Genomic DNA, 20,489 nt, shown 5'->3' with positions numbered 1-20,489 from the left:
TTATTTTTCCTACTCATTGTTATCGTCTCCCGGACTGATTATTGTTTTTCATCTGTCCGGTTAAAAAAATTGTAGCAGTCGGCTACGTTCCAATCCCATATAGCGCCCCGCCCCGGAACCGGCATTGAACGTACAACCAAACTATTACCACCATCCCAAACAAATCCAAAATAAAAAAGCCACCAAAAAAGGCAGCTTCATTCATCAAAATATTACAAAATATGAATATTATACTTAGCACATTCCTTAATATACTCATCAGGCCAAACACTAGCTTGCACCTCACCAACATGAGCCTTCCCAAGAAGCAACATACACAAACGTGACTGACCAATACCACCACCAATAGTAAATGGTAGCTCTTCACTCATAATCATCTTATGGTATGGCAACTCAAGGCGAGCTTCCTCGCCACGGACCTTAAGCTGTTCCATCATCGACTTAGCATCAACACGAACACCCATAGATGAAATCTCGATAGCTTGGTCCAAAGGTTCGTACCAGAACATAATATCGCCGTTTAATTTCCAGTCATCATAGTCAGGGGCACGAAGGTCGTGTGGTTGACCACTCTTCAAAGCACCACCGATTTGTTCGATGAAGACACAACCAAGTTCTTTCGTAATAGCATTTTCACGTTCTCTAGGTGTCTTGTCAGGCCATCTGTCTTCAAGCTCTTGTGAAGTAACGAAGTGAATTTCATCAGGTAAATGGTGAACGGCTTCGGGGAACTTGTACCAAACTTCGTGTTCCATGTGCTTGATAACTTTAAAAATTTGTTTAACAGTTGATTCCAAAGTTTCTTTCGTACGATCTTCTTTAGTGATAACTTTTTCCCAGTCCCATTGGTCAACATAGATGGAGTGGAAGTTGTCGAGATCTTCGTCTTTTCTAATAGCGTTCATATTCGTATAAAGGCCTTCGCCCAATTTAAAGTCGTAATGTTTCAAAGCCCAGCGTTTCCACTTAGCTAGTGAGTGAACGATCTCGATAGTTTTACCGGGCATGTCTTTCATTTCAAAGGAAACAGGTTTTTCAACACCGTTAAGGTTATCATTTAATCCAGTATCCTTTTCCAGAAACATGGGAGCAGAAATACGTGACAAGTTCAATTCTTTACCAAATTCGTCTTGGAATGTTTCACGGATGAAACGAATAGCTGCTTGAGTTTGTTTCGTAGTTAATTTTGGTTGGTAATCCTTTGGCTTAATAATATGCATAATGATAACTCTCCTTTAAAATTTTTGAACATTGACGTTTTAGAACAGAGGGTAATAAAAAAAGCCTTCCATCCCTAATAAAAGGGACGAAAGACTTTTCGCGGTACCACCCAGTTTGCTTACAGTAAAGTAAGCCACCTTAATAAGAGTACTAACATACTCCACCGAATGATAACGTATCGGTCTCACGTCTAAGCTTAATTTGAAAATCATTTCAGCTAGAAACTAGAAAGTGTTTTTCAGATAAATCTCATCTGGTCGGGTTCTCACCATTCCCGATTCACTGTCAGATCGAAGTATCTTACTCCTCTTTCTTCACGTCTTTGTCTTAATGTAACTTATACTAGCATTTTTTTTGCAGTTGTAAAGCATTAAATTAAAAAAATTCTTTTTTTGCTAATAATCCTCACATCAAAAACTTGTCCAACATCAAGAACAGCAGGGTGTTTGTGGACCAGAATATTATTAAAAAATTTTGTCAAATTAATATCTAACGATACATAATAAACATAATTATAAAAAATAAAGAAAAATTGTTACATAACAATACTATATGTAGTATACTACTCGTAGTTGTTACTATGGATAAAACAGTAATGCCATGGATTTTCTGGGATCCATGTCCCACCCAATTATGGCGTGTTTTACTAGTAGCTTTAATTGGGATAGATGAAGGTTCAATTCCTTCTATATACATTTATAAAAAGAGATAACGTCGTACTGGGTTTGGTCGTTATCTCTTTTTTTGTGGAGAAAATCAGCTGATCAATTAACCTCCGCGCTCTTTTTTTGCGGAAACGCGCTACGGATATTAGCGACCTCCGGTTTAGCAACTATCAGTGAGCACTGCTTCGCAGCACTCTAAAGCTGCTAGTTTCTAAATCCTCAGTAGCTGATCAATTAACCTCCGCGCTCTTTTTTTGCGGAAACGCGCTGCGGATAATAGCGACCTCCGGTTTAGCAACTATCAGCGAGCACTGCTTCGCAGCACTCTAAAGCTGCTAGTCCCTAAATCCTCAGTAGCTGATCAATTAACCTCCGCGCTCTTTTTTTGGAGCATGAAGATTGAATCGCTGTACAGCAGCATTAACAAATGGCAGATGTCTTCTTTGGTCAAGTCGTTGTCAGTGAATAACCATTTGTCGATCAAATAGCCTGATCCCTGGATGTAGGACGTGATCAGCCAAGGGGCTAGGGTAGTGGCTGAATCCCTGGAGAAATTTAGATCTTTTTCCAAAAAGTTAGCCATCGATCGACCTTCTTGATCAATAGCGGCTTGGAGAAACTCTCCTGCAGCGTGTTTCAAGATCGACAAGAGTTCTTTGTTATCTTCTGCAAACTGAAGGAATTCCATCACGGCATCGGGCTTCAATTCATGGTCATTTTTGACCGGGAGTATGAATAAATGTTCAAAACGTTTTGCCATGTAGTTTTGCAGCGTATTGATCAATTCGTCAAGATTGGAATAGCGATCATAAAAAGTTTTTCGACTAATATGAGCTTTTTTAGCCAGCGCTGTCACCGTGATCTTCTCAAGGGGCGTAGTTTGGGCTAAGTCAATGAATGCATCCAAAATGGCATTATTAGTTTTGATGATCCTTTTATCAATAACCATCGGCAAGACCCCTTTTCTTTTTCGTATTAATTTTAACATATAAAAATATAAAAATATCGTTGTAAAAAATGATAATGCAAGTTTTTTCATGTCATATTTGACTGGTAACTGGCTAAATGTGATCAATGGTTAATCAGTGCATTAAAAAAGCCGAACTCGAAAAGTTCGACTTTTTATATTTAATTTACATTGATCTCTGCTTGCTTTAGAGCATCAGTGACTGCTTCTTTAACGGCACGACTTGATGCGGAGGCGCCGGAAATGGAATCGACGTCGACACTATTTTTAGCAACGATCTCTTTCGGCAATTCTTTGATCGCTTTTTGACCGTAATCTTCAGATTCGCTTTCCTTGAGCACTTCCACATCTTGGATATTTCCGTTATTGCCCACAGTAACGCGGACGACGACTTCATTACCCATTCCGGCAGTTGATCTGCCGATGTATTGATTGTCAGCTGTCTCAAATTTTTCTTCCACAGCATCTGAACCTAAGGTATTAGTATTATTCGATGTACCTTCATTTGTACCAAGATTTGCATCGATAGTTGGTTCTTGGACTTGAGCTTTTGGTGTCGCCGCATTTTCACCGGCAATTTTACCAAAGATCAAATTTTCAGCTAAGTTGCTGCCGCCGTTATACTTGCGACCCATCAAACTGCCAAGCTCGCCAGCTGCGTAAAGGTGAGGGATAAGGTTGTTATCGGGATCTAATACTTCAGTTTTCGCATTGTGAACGGGACCGCCTTGAGTATTCAAGAGACCTTGGACCATGGCGATGGCATAAAATGGACCGTCGCTGTCAAATGCAGTCAAAGTATCGCCATCACGATGGAAGGCTGCATCGTATTGTTTTTTTGCGAAACGATTGAAATCTTTGATAGTGTTCTTCAATGTCTTTGGCTTAACGCCCATAAGTTTAGCTAGCCCTTTGATGTCGTCGGCTTTTTCAACGAAGTTCAAGAATTCAGGATAAGGAGCCACTTTATCATTTTTGAGTTCTTGGTATTTCTTCTCGTCAAAAATGACGTAAGGATGGATCTGGGCATTTGGCACCCGCCATTGACCGTGATTTTGGATGTGGCCGTGACGGTGCATCTCATTTTCATCAAAGTAGCGAGTACCGTCGTCGCCCACGACCATTAAGCTACCTTGGTGGAAAGCGGGCCAGTCGAAAGGCAAAAATTGTGAACGTTGGCCAGCCTCAGGTTTTGGCGTAAGTCCATGGAAAATACCATAAGATTCATAATTAGCCATGTTGTAAAGCTTAGCGCCGACATCTTGGGCCATTTTGACACCAGCACCCTTATTGTAAAGCGAGCCGATCGGATTCAAACTAGTCTCGCCGAGATAGTTTTCGACCATCTCTTGATTGTTTTCAAAGCCACCAGTCGCCATAACGACACCATTGTTAGCTTTGACCTTGACCGATTTACCGTCGCGCTTGATCTCGACACCAATAACGGATTTGATGTAAGGATCTTGGTAAATGTGCTCAGCGGGAGTTTCGTACAAGACATCGATCATATCAGAACGGTCGAGTACTTGTTGACGCAAATTCTTCCACAAAGCTGAATCGGCCACGCCTTCATGAACAGTCACGAGATCGTGAGTTTTTTGACCACGAAGTTCAGGATATTCGTGTCTCATGAATGCTAAAGCTTTTGAAACACCGGAATCAGGATGGTCAGCCATAATGAATGGTTCAACTCCCAAATACTTTTTCAAAAAATTAGGCATATCGTAAAGGCCTTTAACATAAGTTTCCATTAATTCTTTGTCATATGATAATGGTTTAGCTAAGTCATCGTAGTAATCGCGGAGGTCATCAAGGTCAGAGCCGGTCGAGATAACTTGACCAGCATATCTAGTGTTACCACCTTCGTGGCCTTCAGGAGCTGAATCAACTATCAACACCTTAGCGCCGTTGTCAGCCGCAAACATAGCAGCTGTAGCACCAGCACCACCAAAACCTAGGACGACAACATCATAAGTTGCATCCCAGTTGGAATTTACACTTTTAAACATATTTTTCACTCCTAACAAATTTCCTCTTAGATTAATATAACTCAATCTATATTTATATTTGCATATTTTGTGAAAAATGTCTTAATTAAGCTAACCAATGAAATGTTAATATGTTAAATTAGCAGTGAATATAAAACTAATTTAGGAAGACTTGCCAATGGGAATGATAAACAAGAAATACTACGCCTTAGGAACGGTGGTCAATTTGTCGGTGGCCGAGCCGAATACCGTCGCTGACTTAGACGCAGCTTTTCACTTGATCCAACGTTATGAGGATAAACTGACGGTCAATCGAAAAGAGTCAGAAGTCATGTCGATCAATCACAACGCTGGCGTAAAAGCCGTGTCAGTTCCTGATGATACTTACGATCTGATCAAGACAGCTGTCAATGTCAGTCAAAAACATTATGGGTTCAATGTGGCGATCGGTCCGTTAGTCAAATTGTGGAAGATCGGTTTCAAAGGTGCCAATAAACCACGGGATGCTGATATTGCACAACGTTTGCAAGTGGTCGATCCGTTGAAGATCGAGCTAAATGACGAAGACCATTCAGTTTTTTTGAAAGAAAAAGGTATGGAGATCGACCTTGGCGGTATCGCTAAAGGCTGGATCGCTGATCAAGTCAAAGAATTTTGGGAACGTTCGGGCATTGAATCAGGCATCGTCGATCTTGGGGGGAATATTTTGTTGGTAGGTTCGAGTTTGCGACCTGACCGTTTATGGAAGATCGGCATTCAAGATCCTATTAAAAAAAGAAATGTCCCACTAGGTATCTTGCACACGGCTGCCAAATCGATCGGGACGTCGGGTATTTATGAACGCAAGCTCGTTGTCGATGGACAAGAGTATCACCACATGTTCGATTCGCTGACGGGTTATCCGATTGCGAATAATTTAGCAAGTGTCACTATTGTGAGCGACCGATCAATCGACGGCGAGATCTGGTCGACGATCGGATTTTATCAAGGCATTAAAAAAGGGATGGCGCTGATCGAGCTAGAAAAAGGCATCGAAGCGATTTTTATTACCCGTGACCACGAAGTGAAGACTACCAGTGGATTGAAAGATAAATTCACACTTATTCAATGAAATTGTGTAACCGTTTTAAAAACTTTGATTGATTTATCACAAGAATGTATTTAAAATATATAATATAGGAATATTTACTGAAGAATTGAAAGGATGGATAGCTTAATGAAAAAGTTTATCGCCATAGTTGGTTCCAACTCAAAAAATTCAACAAATCGTAACTTACTAAAATACATGCAGAAGCATTTTAAAAGTGAAGCTGATATTCAATTAGCTGAGATCAAGGACTTGCCTATTTTTAAAAAGAGTCCTGAGAAGACGGTTCCTGAATACGCAATCGAGTTAGCTAACGATATTGAAGCAGCTGACGGCGTGATCATCGGAACGCCTGAATACGATCACTCGATCCCAGCCGCACTTTCAAGTGCTTTAGCATGGCTCTCATATGGACAGCATCCATTTGTCGACAAGCCAGTGATGATCACAGGGGCATCATATGGTTCGCTCGGTTCATCGCGTGCTCAATCACAATTACGTCAGATCTTAGATTCACCTGAGATCAAGGCTCGGATCATGCCTAGTTCCGAATTTTTACTAGGTCACTCATTGGAAGCCTTTGACGATGATGGCAACTTGAAGGATGACGATACGATCAAACAATTAGAGGGTCTTTTCGAGGACTTCTTAAAGTTCGTTGCCATTTCAGAACAATTAGGCGGCGCAACTGCAGCTAATATGGAAGAAGCTAGAAACTTTAACTGGGAAGACAACAAATAGGAGGATATACGTATGAAATTAGTAGGTATTGCAGGTTCGATCGCAGAACAATCATATAACCGCATGCTTTTAAAATTTATTGCAGCACATTTTAGCGACCAAGTCGACGTTGAGATCTTGGACATCAATGATATTCCAATGTTCAATCAAGACAACGACATTTCGCAAGGCGATGCATTACAATACATCGCTCGTAAGATCGAAGGAGCTGACGGTGTTATTTTAGCCACACCAGAACACAACCACACAGTTCCTGCAGCATTGAAGAGCTTGATCGAATGGCTTTCATACAGCATCCATCCACTAGATGGCAAGCCAGTTTGGATCGTTGGTGCAAGTTACTACACCCAAGGTTCATCTCGAGCACAATTGCACTTAAGACAGATCCTAGAATCACCAGGTGTCGGAGCAATTTCTTTGCCAGGTAACGAAGTCTTATTAGGAAACGTTAAAGAAGCTTTTGATGCAGATGGCAATTTGAAAGATGAAGGTACGATCAACTTCATCCACTCAACACTTAACAAATTCCTCAAGTTCGTCAAATTGATCAATCACGTTGACCAAGAAGACGACGATGCATGGAAGAACGAAGACTTGGAAGCTAACCATCCAGTCGACACAAGTGTTACAAACGTTGATAAAAATGCCAAAGACTGGGTCGAACAAGCCGCAGTCAAAACTAACGCTGTTGACGGCAAAGCCTATGTCAAATTAGACCGTGGACTGCTAACAGTCGATCAATTGAACTGGTTCTTGAAGACAATGCCGATCGAATTGACATACGTTGACGACAACAACCAATTCATCTATTACAACAAGACGATGGAAGGCAAGAAGATGCTGGCATCAAGAACACCAGACCAAGTTGGTGACAAGATGACCGACGTTCACCCTCCACGCGCTATTCCTAACGTAAAGAGAGTTATCCATCAATTGCGTACTGGACAAAAGGACTTAGTAGCAATGCCAGTACCAGGCAACAATGCTACAAAACACGTAATGCACTATTACAAAGCAATGCATGACGAAGACGGCAGCTACCGTGGTGTCAACGAATGGGTATTAGACCTATGGCCAATCGTTAGCTCATATCTCAAGATGACAGGTAAGATGCTAGTCGACGATCCTAATAACCAAGTAGATGCTAACGCCGGAGCTTCCCAAGCAGGTGCAGCAGCATCAGCAGATACAGATGCAAGTGCTGGCGCATCAGAAAGTGCCGAAGAAACAGAAACAGTTGACGTAGATGCCAACTCAGGTGCTTCAGAAAGCTAAAAAAAATTACGAAAAAATGCACTGAGAAAAATTTTCTCAATGCATTTTTATTTTGCCTATTCTAAATTACCGTCGCCACAAGTAAAGTCGACGAGAGATTTCTTTCTGATCTCGATAATATCTTCTAATTCGTCGATATCGTCTAAAGTAGCACGAGTTCTCACGAATGATCGCGCAATCTCGCGACGTTGATCGTAAGTTAAGTTTTCAGTTGGTTCCATTTGGAGTCACTTCATTTCTTGGGATTTTTGATGGTTAAATTGTAGTATTTTTGAAAATTGATTGGTAATGATTTGCTTACAAACGATTTCATGGAGGATACCAAACGTACTTAGTTTTTATAGCGGAAACGAGTTCCGAGGGATAGCGGCCTCCGGTTTAGAAACTATCAGCGAGCACTGCTTTGCAGCACTCTTGTGCTGATAGTCTCTAAATCCTCAGCAGCTGACCATCTCTCTCCACTCTCTTTTTTTGAAACGAGTTCCGAGAGGCAGCGGCCTCCGGTTAACAAACTATCAGCGAGCACTGCTACGCAGCACCCTTGTGCTGATAGTCCGTTAATCCTCAGCAGCTAACCGCCTCTCTCCACTCTCTTTTTTGAAAAACGTTTTCAGAAATTAGTTTCTTTACTTTATGAAAAATGCGGTTTATCATTATACTTATATTTTCTGAAAAGTACGGGGGATCTGTGATGCAATTGAAGAAGTTAACTGCTGGAGTATTGGTAGTTTTAGGATTATTTTTAGTAGCGTTTTCTGTAAGTAGCTCAAACAATGGAGCTTCAGAAGAAGCTTACGCTACAACTACAGTATCAACATCTAATAAAAATACTAAGACAAATTTGAAAAACGTAACTCAAGCCAGAACATATTTGGATAACAAATATGGCGAAGATGGTTGGGAGTCAACAGCTTACACACCAACTAAAAATGGTAACAGCTACTGGACATTCGTCGCTTTGAAAGACAGCCAAAATGGCATGATCAAAGCTGGTCATACATTGTATGTTCACGTTGATGGTAGCGTCGTTTATTAAGAATGAAAACAGCTCACTGAATTTCAGTGGGCTGTTTTTTTGGAAAAATTATTTTAAAAGCGGTTCAATTTTGATCAAGTCATTGACTTCGTATGTAGGTTTATTATCAGTAGTGTTTTGAACGTTTTGTGGATTGTACCAGACACTGTCGAGATCAGCTGCATTCGCACCAGCGATGTCAGCAGTCAAGGAATCGCCGACCACTAGCATTTCGTCATTAGGAACATTGCCTAATTTTTCATCCATCTTCTTGAAGAACATTGGATCAGGCTTCTTGTAACCGAGATCTTCATACAAGAAGATATCATCAAAATATTGACCAATATCAGCGCCCTTGATCTGAGCATGTTGTTTGAACTTCGTACCGTTGGAAATGACATACAATTTACGATCACGACTTAAATCAGCTAAAGTCTTGCGAGCATTTGGCAAAAGATCATGCTCTTTGGCAAAAAGGTGAATATATTCATCTTGGAACGAACTAGTATCGACATCGATCTTGAAGTGCTCAAAGAATTTTTGAAAACGTTCGTTAAGTAGATGATCACGAGAAATTTTCCCTTGTTCAAAAAGCAGCCACAAATGATTGTTCATTTTATGCCAATAAGCAATTTTTTCAGCGTCAAACGGAAAGGACTTAGCAATGTCCATTTTGTGCAGAGCATTTTCCGCATTTTTATTAGTATCTAGGATCGTGCTATCTAAATCGAATAAGATAATTGGATATTTCATAGCTTCTACCTCACAGTGATATACATATTAGTATAGCAAAATTTAATAAAAGTAATGTTGCTAATGAATTGGAATAGAATGATTAACGCATATTATTTGATACAATGATGAACTAATTATTCATTAATTCGAAGTTGACTAATAATATTAAAGGTGTTTTAATATAACCAATCATTAACGAAAGGAAAAGACATATGACTTATAATTACACGCCAGCTAAAACTCAAGCCTTTTTCGGCTTTGCAAACTTTAGGTAGCGTCCGTATTGATCTTGGATACGGACGTCCCGCACGTTCGTGTCTAAGGTTAGCGAAGTCAGTTTTGTCTTGGCCAGCTAGACACGTGAAGTCTAGTTGGCAAGCCTTTTGATAGAATACGTCAAATAAGCCAGCTAGATCTCTAATTCTAGTTGGCTTTTTATTTTTCCTTAATTCTAATCAAAGAGGCAAATATTATGAGAATTCACACATTAGGACCTAGCGCAACCGACAGTTATGCCGCCGCAACTCAATATAACAAAGAAGAATTACTAGGAAGGGCTAAAATTGTCGGTCACCCTAGTTTTGAAAATATTTTGACTAACTTAAATGCATATTCGCGAGATTATTTGTTGATCCCAGCTGCTTTCAAATCACCCAAACTCCAAGAAAGCTGGGGCGATATTCATTATGAGAAATTGGATCAAATGGAATTGGAAAATTGTTTCATGACCCATTTGGATCCGCTCGTCGTTGTCCAAAGAACTGATGTCAATAATGGGATCGGCTATACTCATGCTGCAACGAAGCAATTACTCGAGCAAACGATTGGGAAGGATATTGAAGTTTTAACCGCACCCAGTAAATATGATGCGTATCAACGCTATTTAGCTAATGATGCTGAGTATGTCTTGACAAATGAAAAGAATATTACTTTGAACGATAATGAAAAAATCGTGAAAAAATTGACCCCCTCAATGGTCTGGTGTCTTTATCAAATTGCATAATTGAACTAGCAATCGCGGTTTAACGAGATATTACAAAATATGATTATTTCAATGAATTTAATAAATATATAGCTTGAATAACTCATCAAACCTGTCTTACTATGTGGGTGAATACATAATGATGGGAATGATGTACATGCAAGAATTGACTGATGACAAAGTTTTAAGATTGAAGAATGGACATCTCGTACCTGATGGACTCCGTCCAACTAAATTTATTATTGATGAGCATGATTTTTCGGTCAGCTCCTGGTCGGATGTCCTCGTATTATCACTGAAGTATATTGAGAAAAATGATTTGCAGCTGTTTCAAAATCTGAAGCACAATCATGTTATCTTCAAAACTGCTGAAGATAGTTTCATCAGTCCGGTCGAATTGGAAGATGGAACATTGATGGAGACGGGTTTTGGCGATCAAGATACGCTCGATAAGATCAGAGCGATCTTGCAAAGTACCCGTTGGGACTATGAAATTCAAATCGGATTGTAAACGAAATTAAAAAGCCACTTAAGTGTCTGCATTTTTTGTCAGACATTTAGGTGGCTTTTTCTTACTTGCTGATCATTTTGACAGTACTACGACCGTCGCCTAATTTCTTGATATAAATTTGTTGACCAATGGTATTTTTCATCGAATCAATGTGACTGATAACTCCGACCATGCGGTTTTCACCGATGGTTTCTAGTGCAGTCATGGCTTTGTCTAATGTTTCATGATCCAGTGAACCGAAGCCTTCATCAACGAAGAGGGCATCGATCTGGACACCGTTTGATGAAGATTGCACGACTTCACTCAACGATAAGGCAATTGAGAGAGCAGCAATGAACGTTTCCCCACCAGACAAGGTGTTTGATGAACGAACATCTCCCGTTTCATTATCGAAGACGTTGATATCTAGCCCATGATCGGTCCGATTGTCGCTTCCTTGTGTGGATAGCTCGAAGCTATATCGATTGTTGGACAAGAGATTGATGAAGTGGTCATTAGCGTAATTCAAGACCCGCTGCAAATAATTTTGCACAACATACGTTTCAAGCTTCAACTTATTGTCGTTGCCGTCTTTTCCAGTGACGATATTGTATAAACTAGTGATCTCACTGAATTTCTGAGCGAATGTGCCTTGTTCTTTCATAATGGTTTTGATCGAAGTAAGGTTTGATTTAGCATCTTCGAGATCTTTATTGGCATAGCTGACTTTTTCGATAATGGCATCTTTTTGTTGGTTTTTATTAGCTAGATCTGTTTGCAAAGCTTCAAGGTCAGGGTGCTTGGCGTCGACTAATTCAGTCTGTAATTGTTTGATTTCTTTTTCTAAACGTTTCTTTTCATTTTGATAGTTGGAGATCGATACTTGGATCGTCGAGATCTGATCTTGATTGATCTCGGTGATCCAGTTATTTAGGACATTTTCGTCAGAAGTTTTGGCATCCTTTGCCGAAAGCTTTGTCTGGATAGTTTCTTCAAGGTCAGAAATAGTTTGGCTTTGTTGTTTGATCCGCTGAGTAGTGTCATCTAATTTAGTTTGATTGTTTGACAGCGACAAGTTACTTTGATGTAGCTTTTCATCAACATCCTTTAAATCAGTTTGATATTGCTTAAGGGCTGATTCCAAGTTGTTTTTTTCGGAACTTAATTCAGAACTTGGCTTTGCCAAGTCAAGATCTTTGGATCTCTCCTTCAAGTCGCTTTTGTGACTTTTGAGTTCAGATTGTTTCGAACTTAATTGGAGGTTGAAGCTTGTGGCTTCCTCTTGAGCTTTCTCCAGTTTTTCTTGTTGAGCTTTGATTTTGGCATCCAAGTCGGAAGCTTGCTTTAATTGCACGTCCATTTGCTTGATCTGCTCATCGAAAATTTGGTTGAAGTCATCGAGTTGTTTACAGCCCGTGAAATCTAAGGCTGATCGATCAGTTAGTTTCTGGAAAGATTCTAGACATTGGTCCTTGATGGATTGCTCCAGCTTAGTTTTGTCTGTAACGTCCGCTTGGATTTTTTTAATATTTTTCTCGTCAGCAGAAACGCTGTTTTGGATCGAAGCAAAATTATTTTGAGCTTGATCGACCTGATCCATGGCTTTTTTAAGTTCCGCTTCGTCAGCTTTTACCTTTACCTCCATGTGCGAGTGATCGGTGGAACCACAAACCACGCAAGGTTTGCCGTCTTCTAGATCTTGTTGGAGTTGTGCGATCATTAAGTCGCTTCGGCGATGGATCTGCTGATCGTAAGTTTCCCTGGCTTCTTTCAGCTCGGCTTCGTCACTAGCTAATTTCTTTTTAGCTAAGTCTAGTTCATTTTTGGATTGCTTCAAATTGGCAGTGGCACTGTTCTTTTCACTCTTCAAGGGCGTTAAGGTGTTGAAAAAAGTCTCTTTTTCAGCTGTTAATTGATTGCGCTTATTTTGCAGCTCAGTTGTTGAAACTTGTTTTTGTTTGTCGTTAGCAATATTTGTCGTCAAAATATCGACGGCTTTTTGCTTATCGGCAAATTCAGTTTGAATAGTCTTCAGTTGAGGAGTTAAGGCAGAGATCTTTTTCTGTATTTGTTCAACGTTAGTGATCTTAGGGATGATCACAGATAGTTCTTGGATTCGTTTGTCTTTGTTGTCAAAGTCGGTCTTTTGGGAAGTTAGTTTTTCCGAACTAGTTTTTACCTTGTCGTGTAATTGCTGAGCTGATTTTACAGCAGATTCAAGTTCAACTTGGACTTTTTTGCTGCTAGTCAGTTCGATCTGCTTTGCATTAAGATCCCGGATCGGTTCTTGTAGAGGCTTGGCCCATTGTAATTGTAATAAATGGTCTTGAGCTTGTTTAATACTGTCAGTTTTATTAGTGACATTGGCTTGAAATTCATTTTGATATTTTGCTAAATCAGTGAACTTCTTTTCTAAGTCCTTGGCCTCCTGCAATGATTTGTTGGCTTTGTCAACGGAGTCGTACACTTTAGTTCGTTCTTTAGTTAGCGCGTTTAAATTGTTCTTGCGTTTTTCGACGAAGTCACTTAATAAGACCATTTTTTGTTGATTGGCTTCAGGTGCAAGCTGTTCCCTTTCTTCCGGAGTCCAAACATTGGAATCTAGTTGCATTTGTAATTTGGTCTCAAAGCCTTCTCCTTGTTTCTTAGCTTTCACGTAACTGTTCGTTAACTGGTTAGTGAAGTCAGTGAACAGTTGAGTGTCAAAGATTTTCTTCAAGATAGGTTCTTTTTCGTTGGTCTTCGATTTTAAAAATTCTGAAAAATCATTTTGTGGCAGGAGGATGATCTTCTTGAATTGTTCAGCGGTCAAATTCAAGATCGAGTCGATCTCTGTCCCAACGTCGGCGGGCTTTGCGGCAATGCTTGAGATCTCGGAGCCACCGACGTGATCGACGATAGCTAATTTAGCAGAAGATTTGTTGCTAGTTAAACCGTTCCCACGCTTTTTGGCTAGCATTTGTTCTGGCGTTCTGATGATCCGATACAGTTGATTGCCTTGTTCAAAGTAAAAGGTCACTTCGGTCTTTTGATCGTTTGGAGCGAACTGGCTACGTAATTCCGTCGGTTTTCGATCGCCAGTAGTTTGGCCGAAGAGAGCAAAGGTCATGGCATCAAAAATAGTCGATTTACCAGCTCCGGTATCTCCACCGATCAAAAAGATCGGAGCGTCGTCTAATTCTCGAAAATCGATCGTGGAACTTTCGTGTGGTCCAAAATATTTCATTTCTAAGTAAATTGGCTTCAAGATTAGTCCTCTTTTCCTAGATCGACAAAAATACTATCGACTAATTGTTTTTGCTCATCTGATAAGTCTTTACCGGTTATCGTCTTAAAGAATTGGTCGACGATCGTGTCAGGGCTCAATTCGCTCAAGTTTGCTTGTTTAGTATTCTGCGCTTGTTCACGCTTGAGGTTTTCGTAGTCTAACTCTACGACGGTGCCATAGATCTCTTGAAGCTTTGCACGAACGTTGATGTGCTTGCTACGGTCAAAATCCTTTACTGTGATAGCAAACCAATCTTTGTCGATCGGTTGAGCTTTGTAAAATTTAGGATCAGTCAAAGTGTCCCAGGGTTCTTCTATGACTTGCAGATCAGTTTTCGGTGAAATCTCTTTGAAGGTGTGGGTTATCTGACTATCGGATATTTGCACGATATCGACGCCTTTACCGTGAGTTCTGATCTTAGCTTCTTTGACATTGAATTTTACAGGGCTTCCTGGATAACGGATGTTTTCGCTCGGGGAAGCGAATCGGGTATGGATGTGTCCTAACATGACGTAGTCGAAATCTTTGAATGTATTGATCGTTAAGGTTGCTAAACCTCCGACTTTGGAAGTAGTCTCACTAGTTAGTTCAACCTCTTCTTCACTTGATGGTGCGACTGTGAAGTGGGTGATCAAGAGATGCTTTTTGTTCGGGTCAAAGGATTTGATCATGTCGCTGATCACAAGACCCATCGCCTCGCCAATACCGCGGATGCTCTTGACTTGGTCTTCATCCATTCCTTGCTTCTGATAGTAAACTCGAGCATCCATGGGATCAAAAAAGGGCAACATAAATATTTGGGCATCTTCAGTCTCGATCGGCTTGAAAGATTCCTCTAATAGGGTGTTCAAATAAAAGTTGCTTTCCTCCATCCATTCATTGCCAAAATTCAGACGTTTAGCCCCGTCGTGATTTCCGGAAATGGCATAAATAGGGATGTGATTGTCTAAGTTGATCGACTTGAGCATCCGGTCCAATGCCGTGACAGCACTAGTGCTAGGAATAGCTCGATCATAAATGTCCCCGGCGATGACGATTCCGTCGACGTGTTCTTCTTTGGCGATATCAAGTATTTGTTCAAAGGCGTTTTCTTGTTCATCCAATAAAGAATAGCCGTTTAAAGTACGCCCGATATGCCAGTCGGCTGTGTGTAATAATTTCATTTTGGTCCCCCTGATTTGTAGCAGTATCTGTTAATTAATGTTAAACGTTGATTATATGTTATCAATCAGAACGTATGTTCGTAAAGTGATAACTGTTATTAATTTTTTGATAGTTGTGTTGCTTGATGTGACTGTCTTTTAAGACTTTCTTGCATGCAAAAAGTTTTCGTTGATAATAAAAAAACACCATCCAAAAAGGATGCTGCTTAGTCATATAGTCCATTTGCAAAGTTGTTATACAAAGTATCTTCGTCTGAGTCTGACCAGTTCCAGCCAGTAGCTTCATCGAATTCGGCATATTCGAAATTGCTTGAGTTATCTTGCATCAAATGTCTCCTTCGTTTTACATTGTGTTTCTTTCTAATCAATTATTCTACAAGAAGACAAAAAAATCGTCCATAGGGTGGGCGGATTTTTTGTGGCTAAAAATATTAAATTTGTATTATCGATTATTTAGTTTGGACTAACTCTTTGTCTGATGACCAATCCCAAGTACCATGGTCATTGAGATCTGCTTCTTCGATAATCAATTTATTCTTAGTTTTTTCCATGGTGGATGCCTCCTTTTTCTGTATTCTAACAAGCATTATAAATATAAATAAATTAATCTGGACTATTTTTATTTACTGATTTTGACAAGAAAAAAACGCCTATCACTAGGCGCTTTTTTTAGTCGTTTAGGTTATATCTTAGCTTCATATGTTCAGAACCAAAAATAACCATGTCACCAAGTAGTTTTGTTTGACGCTTCAAAGAATCGTTGGCTAATTTGTCGTTAGCTTTTTCAAGATATTTTTGAATGTCAGCACTACTTTGCTTCTTAATATCAGCGTCTGTGTCGTGCTGGATTTTTCTGTATGAACCCATAGCTTCGAGTTCAAAGGTGTTTCTAAAATCAACGTAAAGGTCGTAATTAGTATCGCCTAGAAGGGCTGTGGTACAACTGAGCCAGTACATATTGTTGAGGTTGAATTCGCCGTCAGCATCTTTGTAACAAGCTGGTGTATCGGTAACGTTTGAGTAAAATGGAACAACGGTGTTGAAAGTGTTGGCACCAAAGGCTAACCAGTGGATACCAGCGATTTCATCGGGGACGTTGTTTCTGATCTGTAAAATGTGAACGTCGTGGTTTCGGTTGATACCAATCGGACGGAATTTTGTCTTATCGGATTCGGAACCATCGCCGTAGACGTCATATTTAGTATTTTCGTAATGTGAACTCAAGACGAATTTTACGTCTTCGATCGAGATCTTGCGGTTAGCGTGACAAATGAATGGCAAGTCTTGGTCTTGAGGATCTTGTTCTGCGTCCGGAGTGAAGTATTTTTGTCCGAACCAGGCTCTAGGATTGTTATAAACCGTATCTTTGATAGTTGAGCTACCGAAAATATGACGTAAGTTATAGCCGTTCTCATCAGGATTAAGGTCGTTTTCTTCGATAAAATCTTGAAGATCTTTCGAACTTAAAGTGTCATCTGAATCGAAGTCGAATGTGTCGATGTTCATTCTATTAGGAGCCACGACGTAGGCATCATCAGGGATCCGAACGGCTGCCCAGTGATGGCCACCGATGGACTCGATCCACCAAACATTGTCCTTATCTGAAAAAGCGATTCCGTTCGTTTCGTAAGTCCCGTATTTTTCTAGCAATTCGCCAAGACGAAGCACACCCTCTTTAGCACTGTGGATGTATGGCAATACTAATGTGACCATGTCCTCTTCACCGATACCGCTATCTTCTAATGGATCTAATCCGAGGATCCGTGAATTAGTAGTAATAGTTTCAGTAGCTGACATAGCAACGTTTTCACTGTTGATTCCGGCTGCGGCCCAAGTTCCGTTAGTTAGGATCGAATTTGGGATCGAAGTGTAGCGCAGGGGATTGTCTGGCAGATCGACCTTAACTTTACTGATCACAGATTGGTAGTGCTTTGGTTGATCATCAGGGTTTACGACCACAAAACGCTCAGGGTCGAGAGCTTCGTGCCCGTCGTCATTTCTTGAGATGATGGTCGAACCATCGATCGAAGCCTTTTTACCGACTAAGACCGTGGTACATGAACCCTTGATTCTTTTTGTCATTACAGAGTCCTCCTTTTGCATATTCCTATCAATTATAACGTTTTTAGTAGGACTTATAAATCGAACATATATGATTTAAAATAACTTATTTTTAAAAAAGGCAGTTCAGGACATTTATTTAAAAAATATCGATCAAGAAAAAGATTTATTTATTCTTAATAAAATTTATTCGTTAACAAATGAGAGTTTTAGTATGATAAATTTTACTTGTAGACAAGCGAGTTAATCGTTTACCAATCGTAATTATGGGGAGAATTTAGGGATGAGCTTTTTAGCAACAATATTTGGAAGAGATTTATTGTCGCACGAATTATCTGATAAGCAAGAGGAGCATCGGATCGAAAAGCTGCACGCGGGATCGCACAGTTTTAATATTTCTTCATCGATCCTTGATCTGCTTTGGTTTGGGGATGGCAGACGCAAGAACACTGAAGAATTCGAAGATAGCTCGATCGCAGAGCCTTCAGAGATCTTCACGCACGATCAAGTTTATCGTGAGCAGATCGACAAGGTGGGGAACTATCCTTGTTTTAAGGACTTTACACCTGGGCAGAAGTTCGCCTTTTTTGAATGGCTGGAAGATGTTGAACGAAAAGATGACGTAGGATATGCATTTATTTTGCTATATGCTTTAGAAAGACGCATCTATATGGGGAGTAAAGTCGAACCAGCGGTCGATTTGTTGTGTAAGTTACACGGATTTGTCGATGATGAAGAATTTTTGCGTCAGTCGGCTGAGGCGCTAGTTTGGGCGGCTTATAAATATAAGCGAGTTGAATTTCTGAACTGCCTGCGTAATGATGAGATTCCAGAAGAGCTACAAATACTGGTCAAGCTTTATACTCATGGCCATTTGCATGCGCGTGATATCATGTTGATCTCAGAGAAATTAGGGATGGATAATCAGCGTTACGTTACAGGTAAGCCACGCCTTTTCGAGAAGATATTGAACGATAAGTTAGATGCCAAGTATCAACAAAGCCACTTTTCGATCAACAATGTTGAACACGCCGGCCAAGATAACGTCATGATAACTTTGTCGAATTTCTCTTTACCAAAAGATGGCCGTCGCATCAAAGTTCCAAATTTATTGAATCATAAAGATGTTAAGAAACCTTTGATCAAGATGCTGGAACAGACGAGTGAAGATGTTCGGATCGAATTGATCGGGCATTACAAATAATTTCAACAATGATCATCAATAACTAAATTAATATCGTAAAACTTAATCCTAACTTTAACTGTATAAACGTCATATATAATGTAAAATTCTAGTATAAATATTTTTTTTACTAGGGGTGTAATCATTATGGAGACGAGGATGTCTAGAAACCAGCGAAGAGTTCGGCGCAAGAAGCCGATCTACAAGAAATGGTGGTTTTGGGTATTAATTGTTTTGGTGCTTATCATTTTTGGAAAAGCCATTTCTGGTGGAAACAGTGACGCACTTTATTTGGATGTGAATAAGACGTCTGCTTCTTTGAGTGCAGATAAATCTGAAGCCAAGATCAGTTTTGAGACCAATAAGGGCAATAAGTATGTGGTGACGGATAATTCCAGTGATCGACAGGTAGTTAGCGCTACTGCTGACACTGGTTCTGAGTAACTCACTTTCTCATCAGCCGGTAATTATCGGATCAAGGTAATTCGTGGAGATGAGACTAAGTCGAAACTGATCAAAATAAAAGTTGCTGAAGAGGCTACTCAAGATTCTGCCAAATCAGCGGATTCCAGTAGCGTTCCTGCTGAGTACAAATCTGCTTTGAGAAAAGCGAAGAGCTATTCAGATACGATGCATATGTCCAAGATAGGTATTTATGATCAATTGACCTCCGAGTATGGAGAGAAGTTCTCTGCGGAGGCTGCCCAATATGCCGTAGACAATTTGAAAGCCGATTATAATGCGAATGCTTTAGCAAAGGCTAAGTCGTATCAAAAAACTATGGACATGTCGCCGGAAGGTATCCGGGATCAATTGACTTCTGAATATGGTGAGAAATTCACACAGGACGAGGCTAACTACGCAATCGAACATTTAAATGACTAAGTAAAGATCGGTATTCAAACGAATGCCGATTTTTTAATAGGGGGAGAAAAAATATTGCAAACGAGAATGCGACGTTATCATCAAGAACAAAATTGGTCGTGGGGATTGACCAGTCTAGCTTTGATACCATCACTAGTGATCATTTTATTGATGTTTATTTTGAACGCTGAAACGTTGTTTAAGTTAACCGTAGCTCTTATCTTGATTTTAACCGTGATAGGAGTGATTTTTCTAGGAGTCAGCATTGTTGACCATATTACTCATAAAAACAATCGCAAGGTTGATATTGGATCAATTACAGTACTTCTGTCAGCAATCTTGCTATTCGGTTCCTACCGGACCATATGCGATACAAATTATTCTGCCAAAGGTGATTTGATCGTAAATATTTTTCAGAAACAGCACTTGAACAAAACCGCCCAAAAATTCCAACATATCAAAAAAACGCTGAAGCATAACGATAGCTATGCACAGCGTCAAATTGCACTTGATGAGTTAGATGGGATAGTTCAAGATATTTTAAAAAGCGAGGATTCGATCTCAAACCGTTCTTCAATTAAGACGTCAGCCAATGATTTGCGAGATACTATTAAAGGCAATAGTCGGGGATTCACAGATATTAACTTTATGCTGTTAGCATCAATGTATGGCTATTCGGTTTTGAGTGAGCACTATACTCAACAACAAGTTAAAAATGATAAAGCACGAACGATTTCATATTTTATCAAGCAAGCAGGATCCGAAATATAGCACCTGTTTCTGA

At 40.0% G+C, this 20,489-nt stretch carries 17 protein-coding genes, 1 pseudogene and 1 other annotated feature; of the genes and pseudogenes, 10 read left to right on the top strand and 8 right to left on the bottom strand.

Annotation, left to right across the window (positions count from 1 at the left end):
• Nucleotides 1-212 precede the first annotated feature (212 nt).
• From asnA to EKM78_RS06695, 3 genes are all read right to left on the bottom strand, one after another.
• On the bottom strand, nucleotides 213-1,220 hold the full coding sequence (gene asnA, locus EKM78_RS06705) for an aspartate--ammonia ligase (RefSeq protein WP_125770643.1): 1,008 nt from the start codon (nucleotides 1,218-1,220) through the stop codon (nucleotides 213-215).
• Nucleotides 1,221-1,299: 79 nt separating this feature from the next.
• Nucleotides 1,300-1,547 (bottom strand) — a binding site (T-box leader).
• A gap of 700 nt (nucleotides 1,548-2,247) precedes the next feature.
• On the bottom strand, nucleotides 2,248-2,835 hold the full coding sequence (locus EKM78_RS06700; RefSeq protein ID WP_125770641.1) for a TetR/AcrR family transcriptional regulator: 588 nt from the start codon (nucleotides 2,833-2,835) through the stop codon (nucleotides 2,248-2,250).
• A 179-nt stretch (nucleotides 2,836-3,014) separates the two neighbouring features.
• Nucleotides 3,015-4,862 carry an FAD-binding protein gene (locus EKM78_RS06695; protein WP_125770639.1) on the bottom strand — a complete coding sequence of 616 codons (1,848 nt, stop codon included), beginning with the start codon at nucleotides 4,860-4,862 and terminating at the stop codon, nucleotides 3,015-3,017.
• A gap of 157 nt (nucleotides 4,863-5,019) precedes the next feature.
• On the opposite strand from EKM78_RS06695, the gene EKM78_RS06690 reads away from it, so the two are divergent.
• The 3 genes from EKM78_RS06690 (at nucleotide 5,020) to EKM78_RS06680 (ending at nucleotide 7,944) form a co-directional block, all read left to right on the top strand.
• Entirely contained in the window at nucleotides 5,020-5,952 is a 933-nt protein-coding gene (locus EKM78_RS06690) for an FAD:protein FMN transferase (RefSeq protein WP_211334342.1), read from the top strand.
• Between the two features lie 105 nt (nucleotides 5,953-6,057).
• The gene (locus EKM78_RS06685) at nucleotides 6,058-6,669 is read left to right on the top strand and encodes an NADPH-dependent FMN reductase (protein WP_125770637.1); all 612 of its coding nucleotides are present in this window, start codon (nucleotides 6,058-6,060) and stop codon (nucleotides 6,667-6,669) included.
• A 12-nt stretch (nucleotides 6,670-6,681) separates the two neighbouring features.
• Complete coding sequence (locus EKM78_RS06680; protein ID WP_125770635.1) at nucleotides 6,682-7,944, top strand: NADPH-dependent oxidoreductase; 1,263 nt, start codon at nucleotides 6,682-6,684, stop codon at nucleotides 7,942-7,944.
• A 56-nt stretch (nucleotides 7,945-8,000) separates the two neighbouring features.
• On the opposite strand, the gene EKM78_RS12600 is transcribed toward EKM78_RS06680, so the two are convergent.
• On the bottom strand, nucleotides 8,001-8,165 hold the full coding sequence (locus tag EKM78_RS12600; protein ID WP_164507229.1) for a hypothetical protein: 165 nt from the start codon (nucleotides 8,163-8,165) through the stop codon (nucleotides 8,001-8,003).
• A 470-nt stretch (nucleotides 8,166-8,635) separates the two neighbouring features.
• Between EKM78_RS12600 and EKM78_RS06675 the strand changes: the two genes are divergently transcribed.
• Nucleotides 8,636-8,980, top strand: a complete 345-nt coding sequence (locus EKM78_RS06675) for a hypothetical protein (protein ID WP_125770633.1) — start codon at nucleotides 8,636-8,638, stop codon at nucleotides 8,978-8,980.
• Nucleotides 8,981-9,028: 48 nt separating this feature from the next.
• Here EKM78_RS06675 and EKM78_RS06670 read toward each other — a convergent pair whose 3' ends face one another.
• A complete protein-coding gene (locus EKM78_RS06670; protein ID WP_125770631.1) occupies nucleotides 9,029-9,712 on the bottom strand; it encodes a YjjG family noncanonical pyrimidine nucleotidase in 684 nt (227 codons plus the stop codon).
• A gap of 454 nt (nucleotides 9,713-10,166) precedes the next feature.
• Here EKM78_RS06670 and EKM78_RS06665 point away from each other — a divergent pair, with 454 nt between their 5' ends.
• Nucleotides 10,167-10,697 carry an amino acid biosynthesis protein gene (locus EKM78_RS06665; protein WP_125770629.1) on the top strand — a complete coding sequence of 177 codons (531 nt, stop codon included), beginning with the start codon at nucleotides 10,167-10,169 and terminating at the stop codon, nucleotides 10,695-10,697.
• Between the two features lie 118 nt (nucleotides 10,698-10,815).
• Nucleotides 10,816-11,187 carry a hypothetical protein gene (locus EKM78_RS06660; protein ID WP_125770627.1) on the top strand — a complete coding sequence of 124 codons (372 nt, stop codon included), beginning with the start codon at nucleotides 10,816-10,818 and terminating at the stop codon, nucleotides 11,185-11,187.
• A gap of 61 nt (nucleotides 11,188-11,248) precedes the next feature.
• Here the strand turns inward: EKM78_RS06660 and EKM78_RS06655 are convergent, their stop codons facing one another.
• From EKM78_RS06655 to EKM78_RS06645, 3 genes are all read right to left on the bottom strand, one after another.
• Nucleotides 11,249-14,413 (bottom strand): AAA family ATPase, encoded by a 3,165-nt coding sequence (locus EKM78_RS06655; RefSeq protein ID WP_125770625.1) that lies wholly within the window; start codon nucleotides 14,411-14,413, stop codon nucleotides 11,249-11,251.
• 2 nt (nucleotides 14,414-14,415) lie between these two features.
• Nucleotides 14,416-15,597, bottom strand: coding sequence for an exonuclease SbcCD subunit D (locus EKM78_RS06650; RefSeq protein WP_125770623.1), 1,182 nt, complete (start codon nucleotides 15,595-15,597; stop codon nucleotides 14,416-14,418).
• A 669-nt stretch (nucleotides 15,598-16,266) separates the two neighbouring features.
• Nucleotides 16,267-17,679, bottom strand: a complete 1,413-nt coding sequence (locus EKM78_RS06645) for a C69 family dipeptidase (RefSeq protein ID WP_125770621.1) — start codon at nucleotides 17,677-17,679, stop codon at nucleotides 16,267-16,269.
• 262 nt (nucleotides 17,680-17,941) lie between these two features.
• On the opposite strand from EKM78_RS06645, the gene EKM78_RS06640 reads away from it, so the two are divergent.
• The 4 genes and pseudogenes from EKM78_RS06640 to EKM78_RS06625 all read left to right on the top strand — a co-directional run bounded on the left by EKM78_RS06640 (nucleotide 17,942) and on the right by EKM78_RS06625 (nucleotide 20,476).
• Nucleotides 17,942-18,862: a TerB N-terminal domain-containing protein gene (locus EKM78_RS06640; RefSeq protein WP_125770619.1), complete on the top strand. Its 921-nt coding sequence runs from the start codon at nucleotides 17,942-17,944 to the stop codon at nucleotides 18,860-18,862.
• A 126-nt stretch (nucleotides 18,863-18,988) separates the two neighbouring features.
• Nucleotides 18,989-19,285, top strand: a complete 297-nt coding sequence (locus tag EKM78_RS06635; protein WP_164507228.1) for a hypothetical protein — start codon at nucleotides 18,989-18,991, stop codon at nucleotides 19,283-19,285.
• 147 nt (nucleotides 19,286-19,432) lie between these two features.
• A pseudogene (locus EKM78_RS06630) lies at nucleotides 19,433-19,726 on the top strand (Ltp family lipoprotein); the annotation flags it as partial.
• Nucleotides 19,727-19,780: 54 nt separating this feature from the next.
• Nucleotides 19,781-20,476, top strand: a complete 696-nt coding sequence (locus EKM78_RS06625; RefSeq protein WP_125770613.1) for a hypothetical protein — start codon at nucleotides 19,781-19,783, stop codon at nucleotides 20,474-20,476.
• The last annotated feature ends 13 nt before the right edge of the window (nucleotides 20,477-20,489 follow it).

It is taken from the genome of Companilactobacillus furfuricola (assembly GCF_003946325.1).
Taxonomy (GTDB): domain Bacteria; phylum Bacillota; class Bacilli; order Lactobacillales; family Lactobacillaceae; genus Companilactobacillus; species Companilactobacillus furfuricola.
The sequence above is the reverse complement of the archived record's forward strand: the minus strand, read 5'-3'. Positions and strand labels throughout refer to the sequence as shown.

Coding starts and splice junctions, on each gene's coding strand:
- asnA (WP_125770643.1), bottom strand. CDS start 1,220: ATGCATATTATTAAGCCAAAGGATTACCAACCAAAATTAACTACGAAA.
- EKM78_RS06700 (WP_125770641.1), bottom strand. CDS start 2,835: ATGGTTATTGATAAAAGGATCATCAAAACTAATAATGCCATTTTGGAT.
- EKM78_RS06695 (WP_125770639.1), bottom strand. CDS start 4,862: ATGTTTAAAAGTGTAAATTCCAACTGGGATGCAACTTATGATGTTGTC.
- EKM78_RS06690 (WP_211334342.1), top strand. CDS start 5,020: ATGGGAATGATAAACAAGAAATACTACGCCTTAGGAACGGTGGTCAAT.
- EKM78_RS06685 (WP_125770637.1), top strand. CDS start 6,058: ATGAAAAAGTTTATCGCCATAGTTGGTTCCAACTCAAAAAATTCAACA.
- EKM78_RS06680 (WP_125770635.1), top strand. CDS start 6,682: ATGAAATTAGTAGGTATTGCAGGTTCGATCGCAGAACAATCATATAAC.
- EKM78_RS12600 (WP_164507229.1), bottom strand. CDS start 8,165: ATGGAACCAACTGAAAACTTAACTTACGATCAACGTCGCGAGATTGCG.
- EKM78_RS06675 (WP_125770633.1), top strand. CDS start 8,636: ATGCAATTGAAGAAGTTAACTGCTGGAGTATTGGTAGTTTTAGGATTA.
- EKM78_RS06670 (WP_125770631.1), bottom strand. CDS start 9,712: ATGAAATATCCAATTATCTTATTCGATTTAGATAGCACGATCCTAGAT.
- EKM78_RS06665 (WP_125770629.1), top strand. CDS start 10,167: ATGAGAATTCACACATTAGGACCTAGCGCAACCGACAGTTATGCCGCC.
- EKM78_RS06660 (WP_125770627.1), top strand. CDS start 10,816: ATGATGGGAATGATGTACATGCAAGAATTGACTGATGACAAAGTTTTA.
- EKM78_RS06650 (WP_125770623.1), bottom strand. CDS start 15,597: ATGAAATTATTACACACAGCCGACTGGCATATCGGGCGTACTTTAAAC.
- EKM78_RS06645 (WP_125770621.1), bottom strand. CDS start 17,679: ATGACAAAAAGAATCAAGGGTTCATGTACCACGGTCTTAGTCGGTAAA.
- EKM78_RS06640 (WP_125770619.1), top strand. CDS start 17,942: ATGAGCTTTTTAGCAACAATATTTGGAAGAGATTTATTGTCGCACGAA.
- EKM78_RS06635 (WP_164507228.1), top strand. CDS start 18,989: ATGGAGACGAGGATGTCTAGAAACCAGCGAAGAGTTCGGCGCAAGAAG.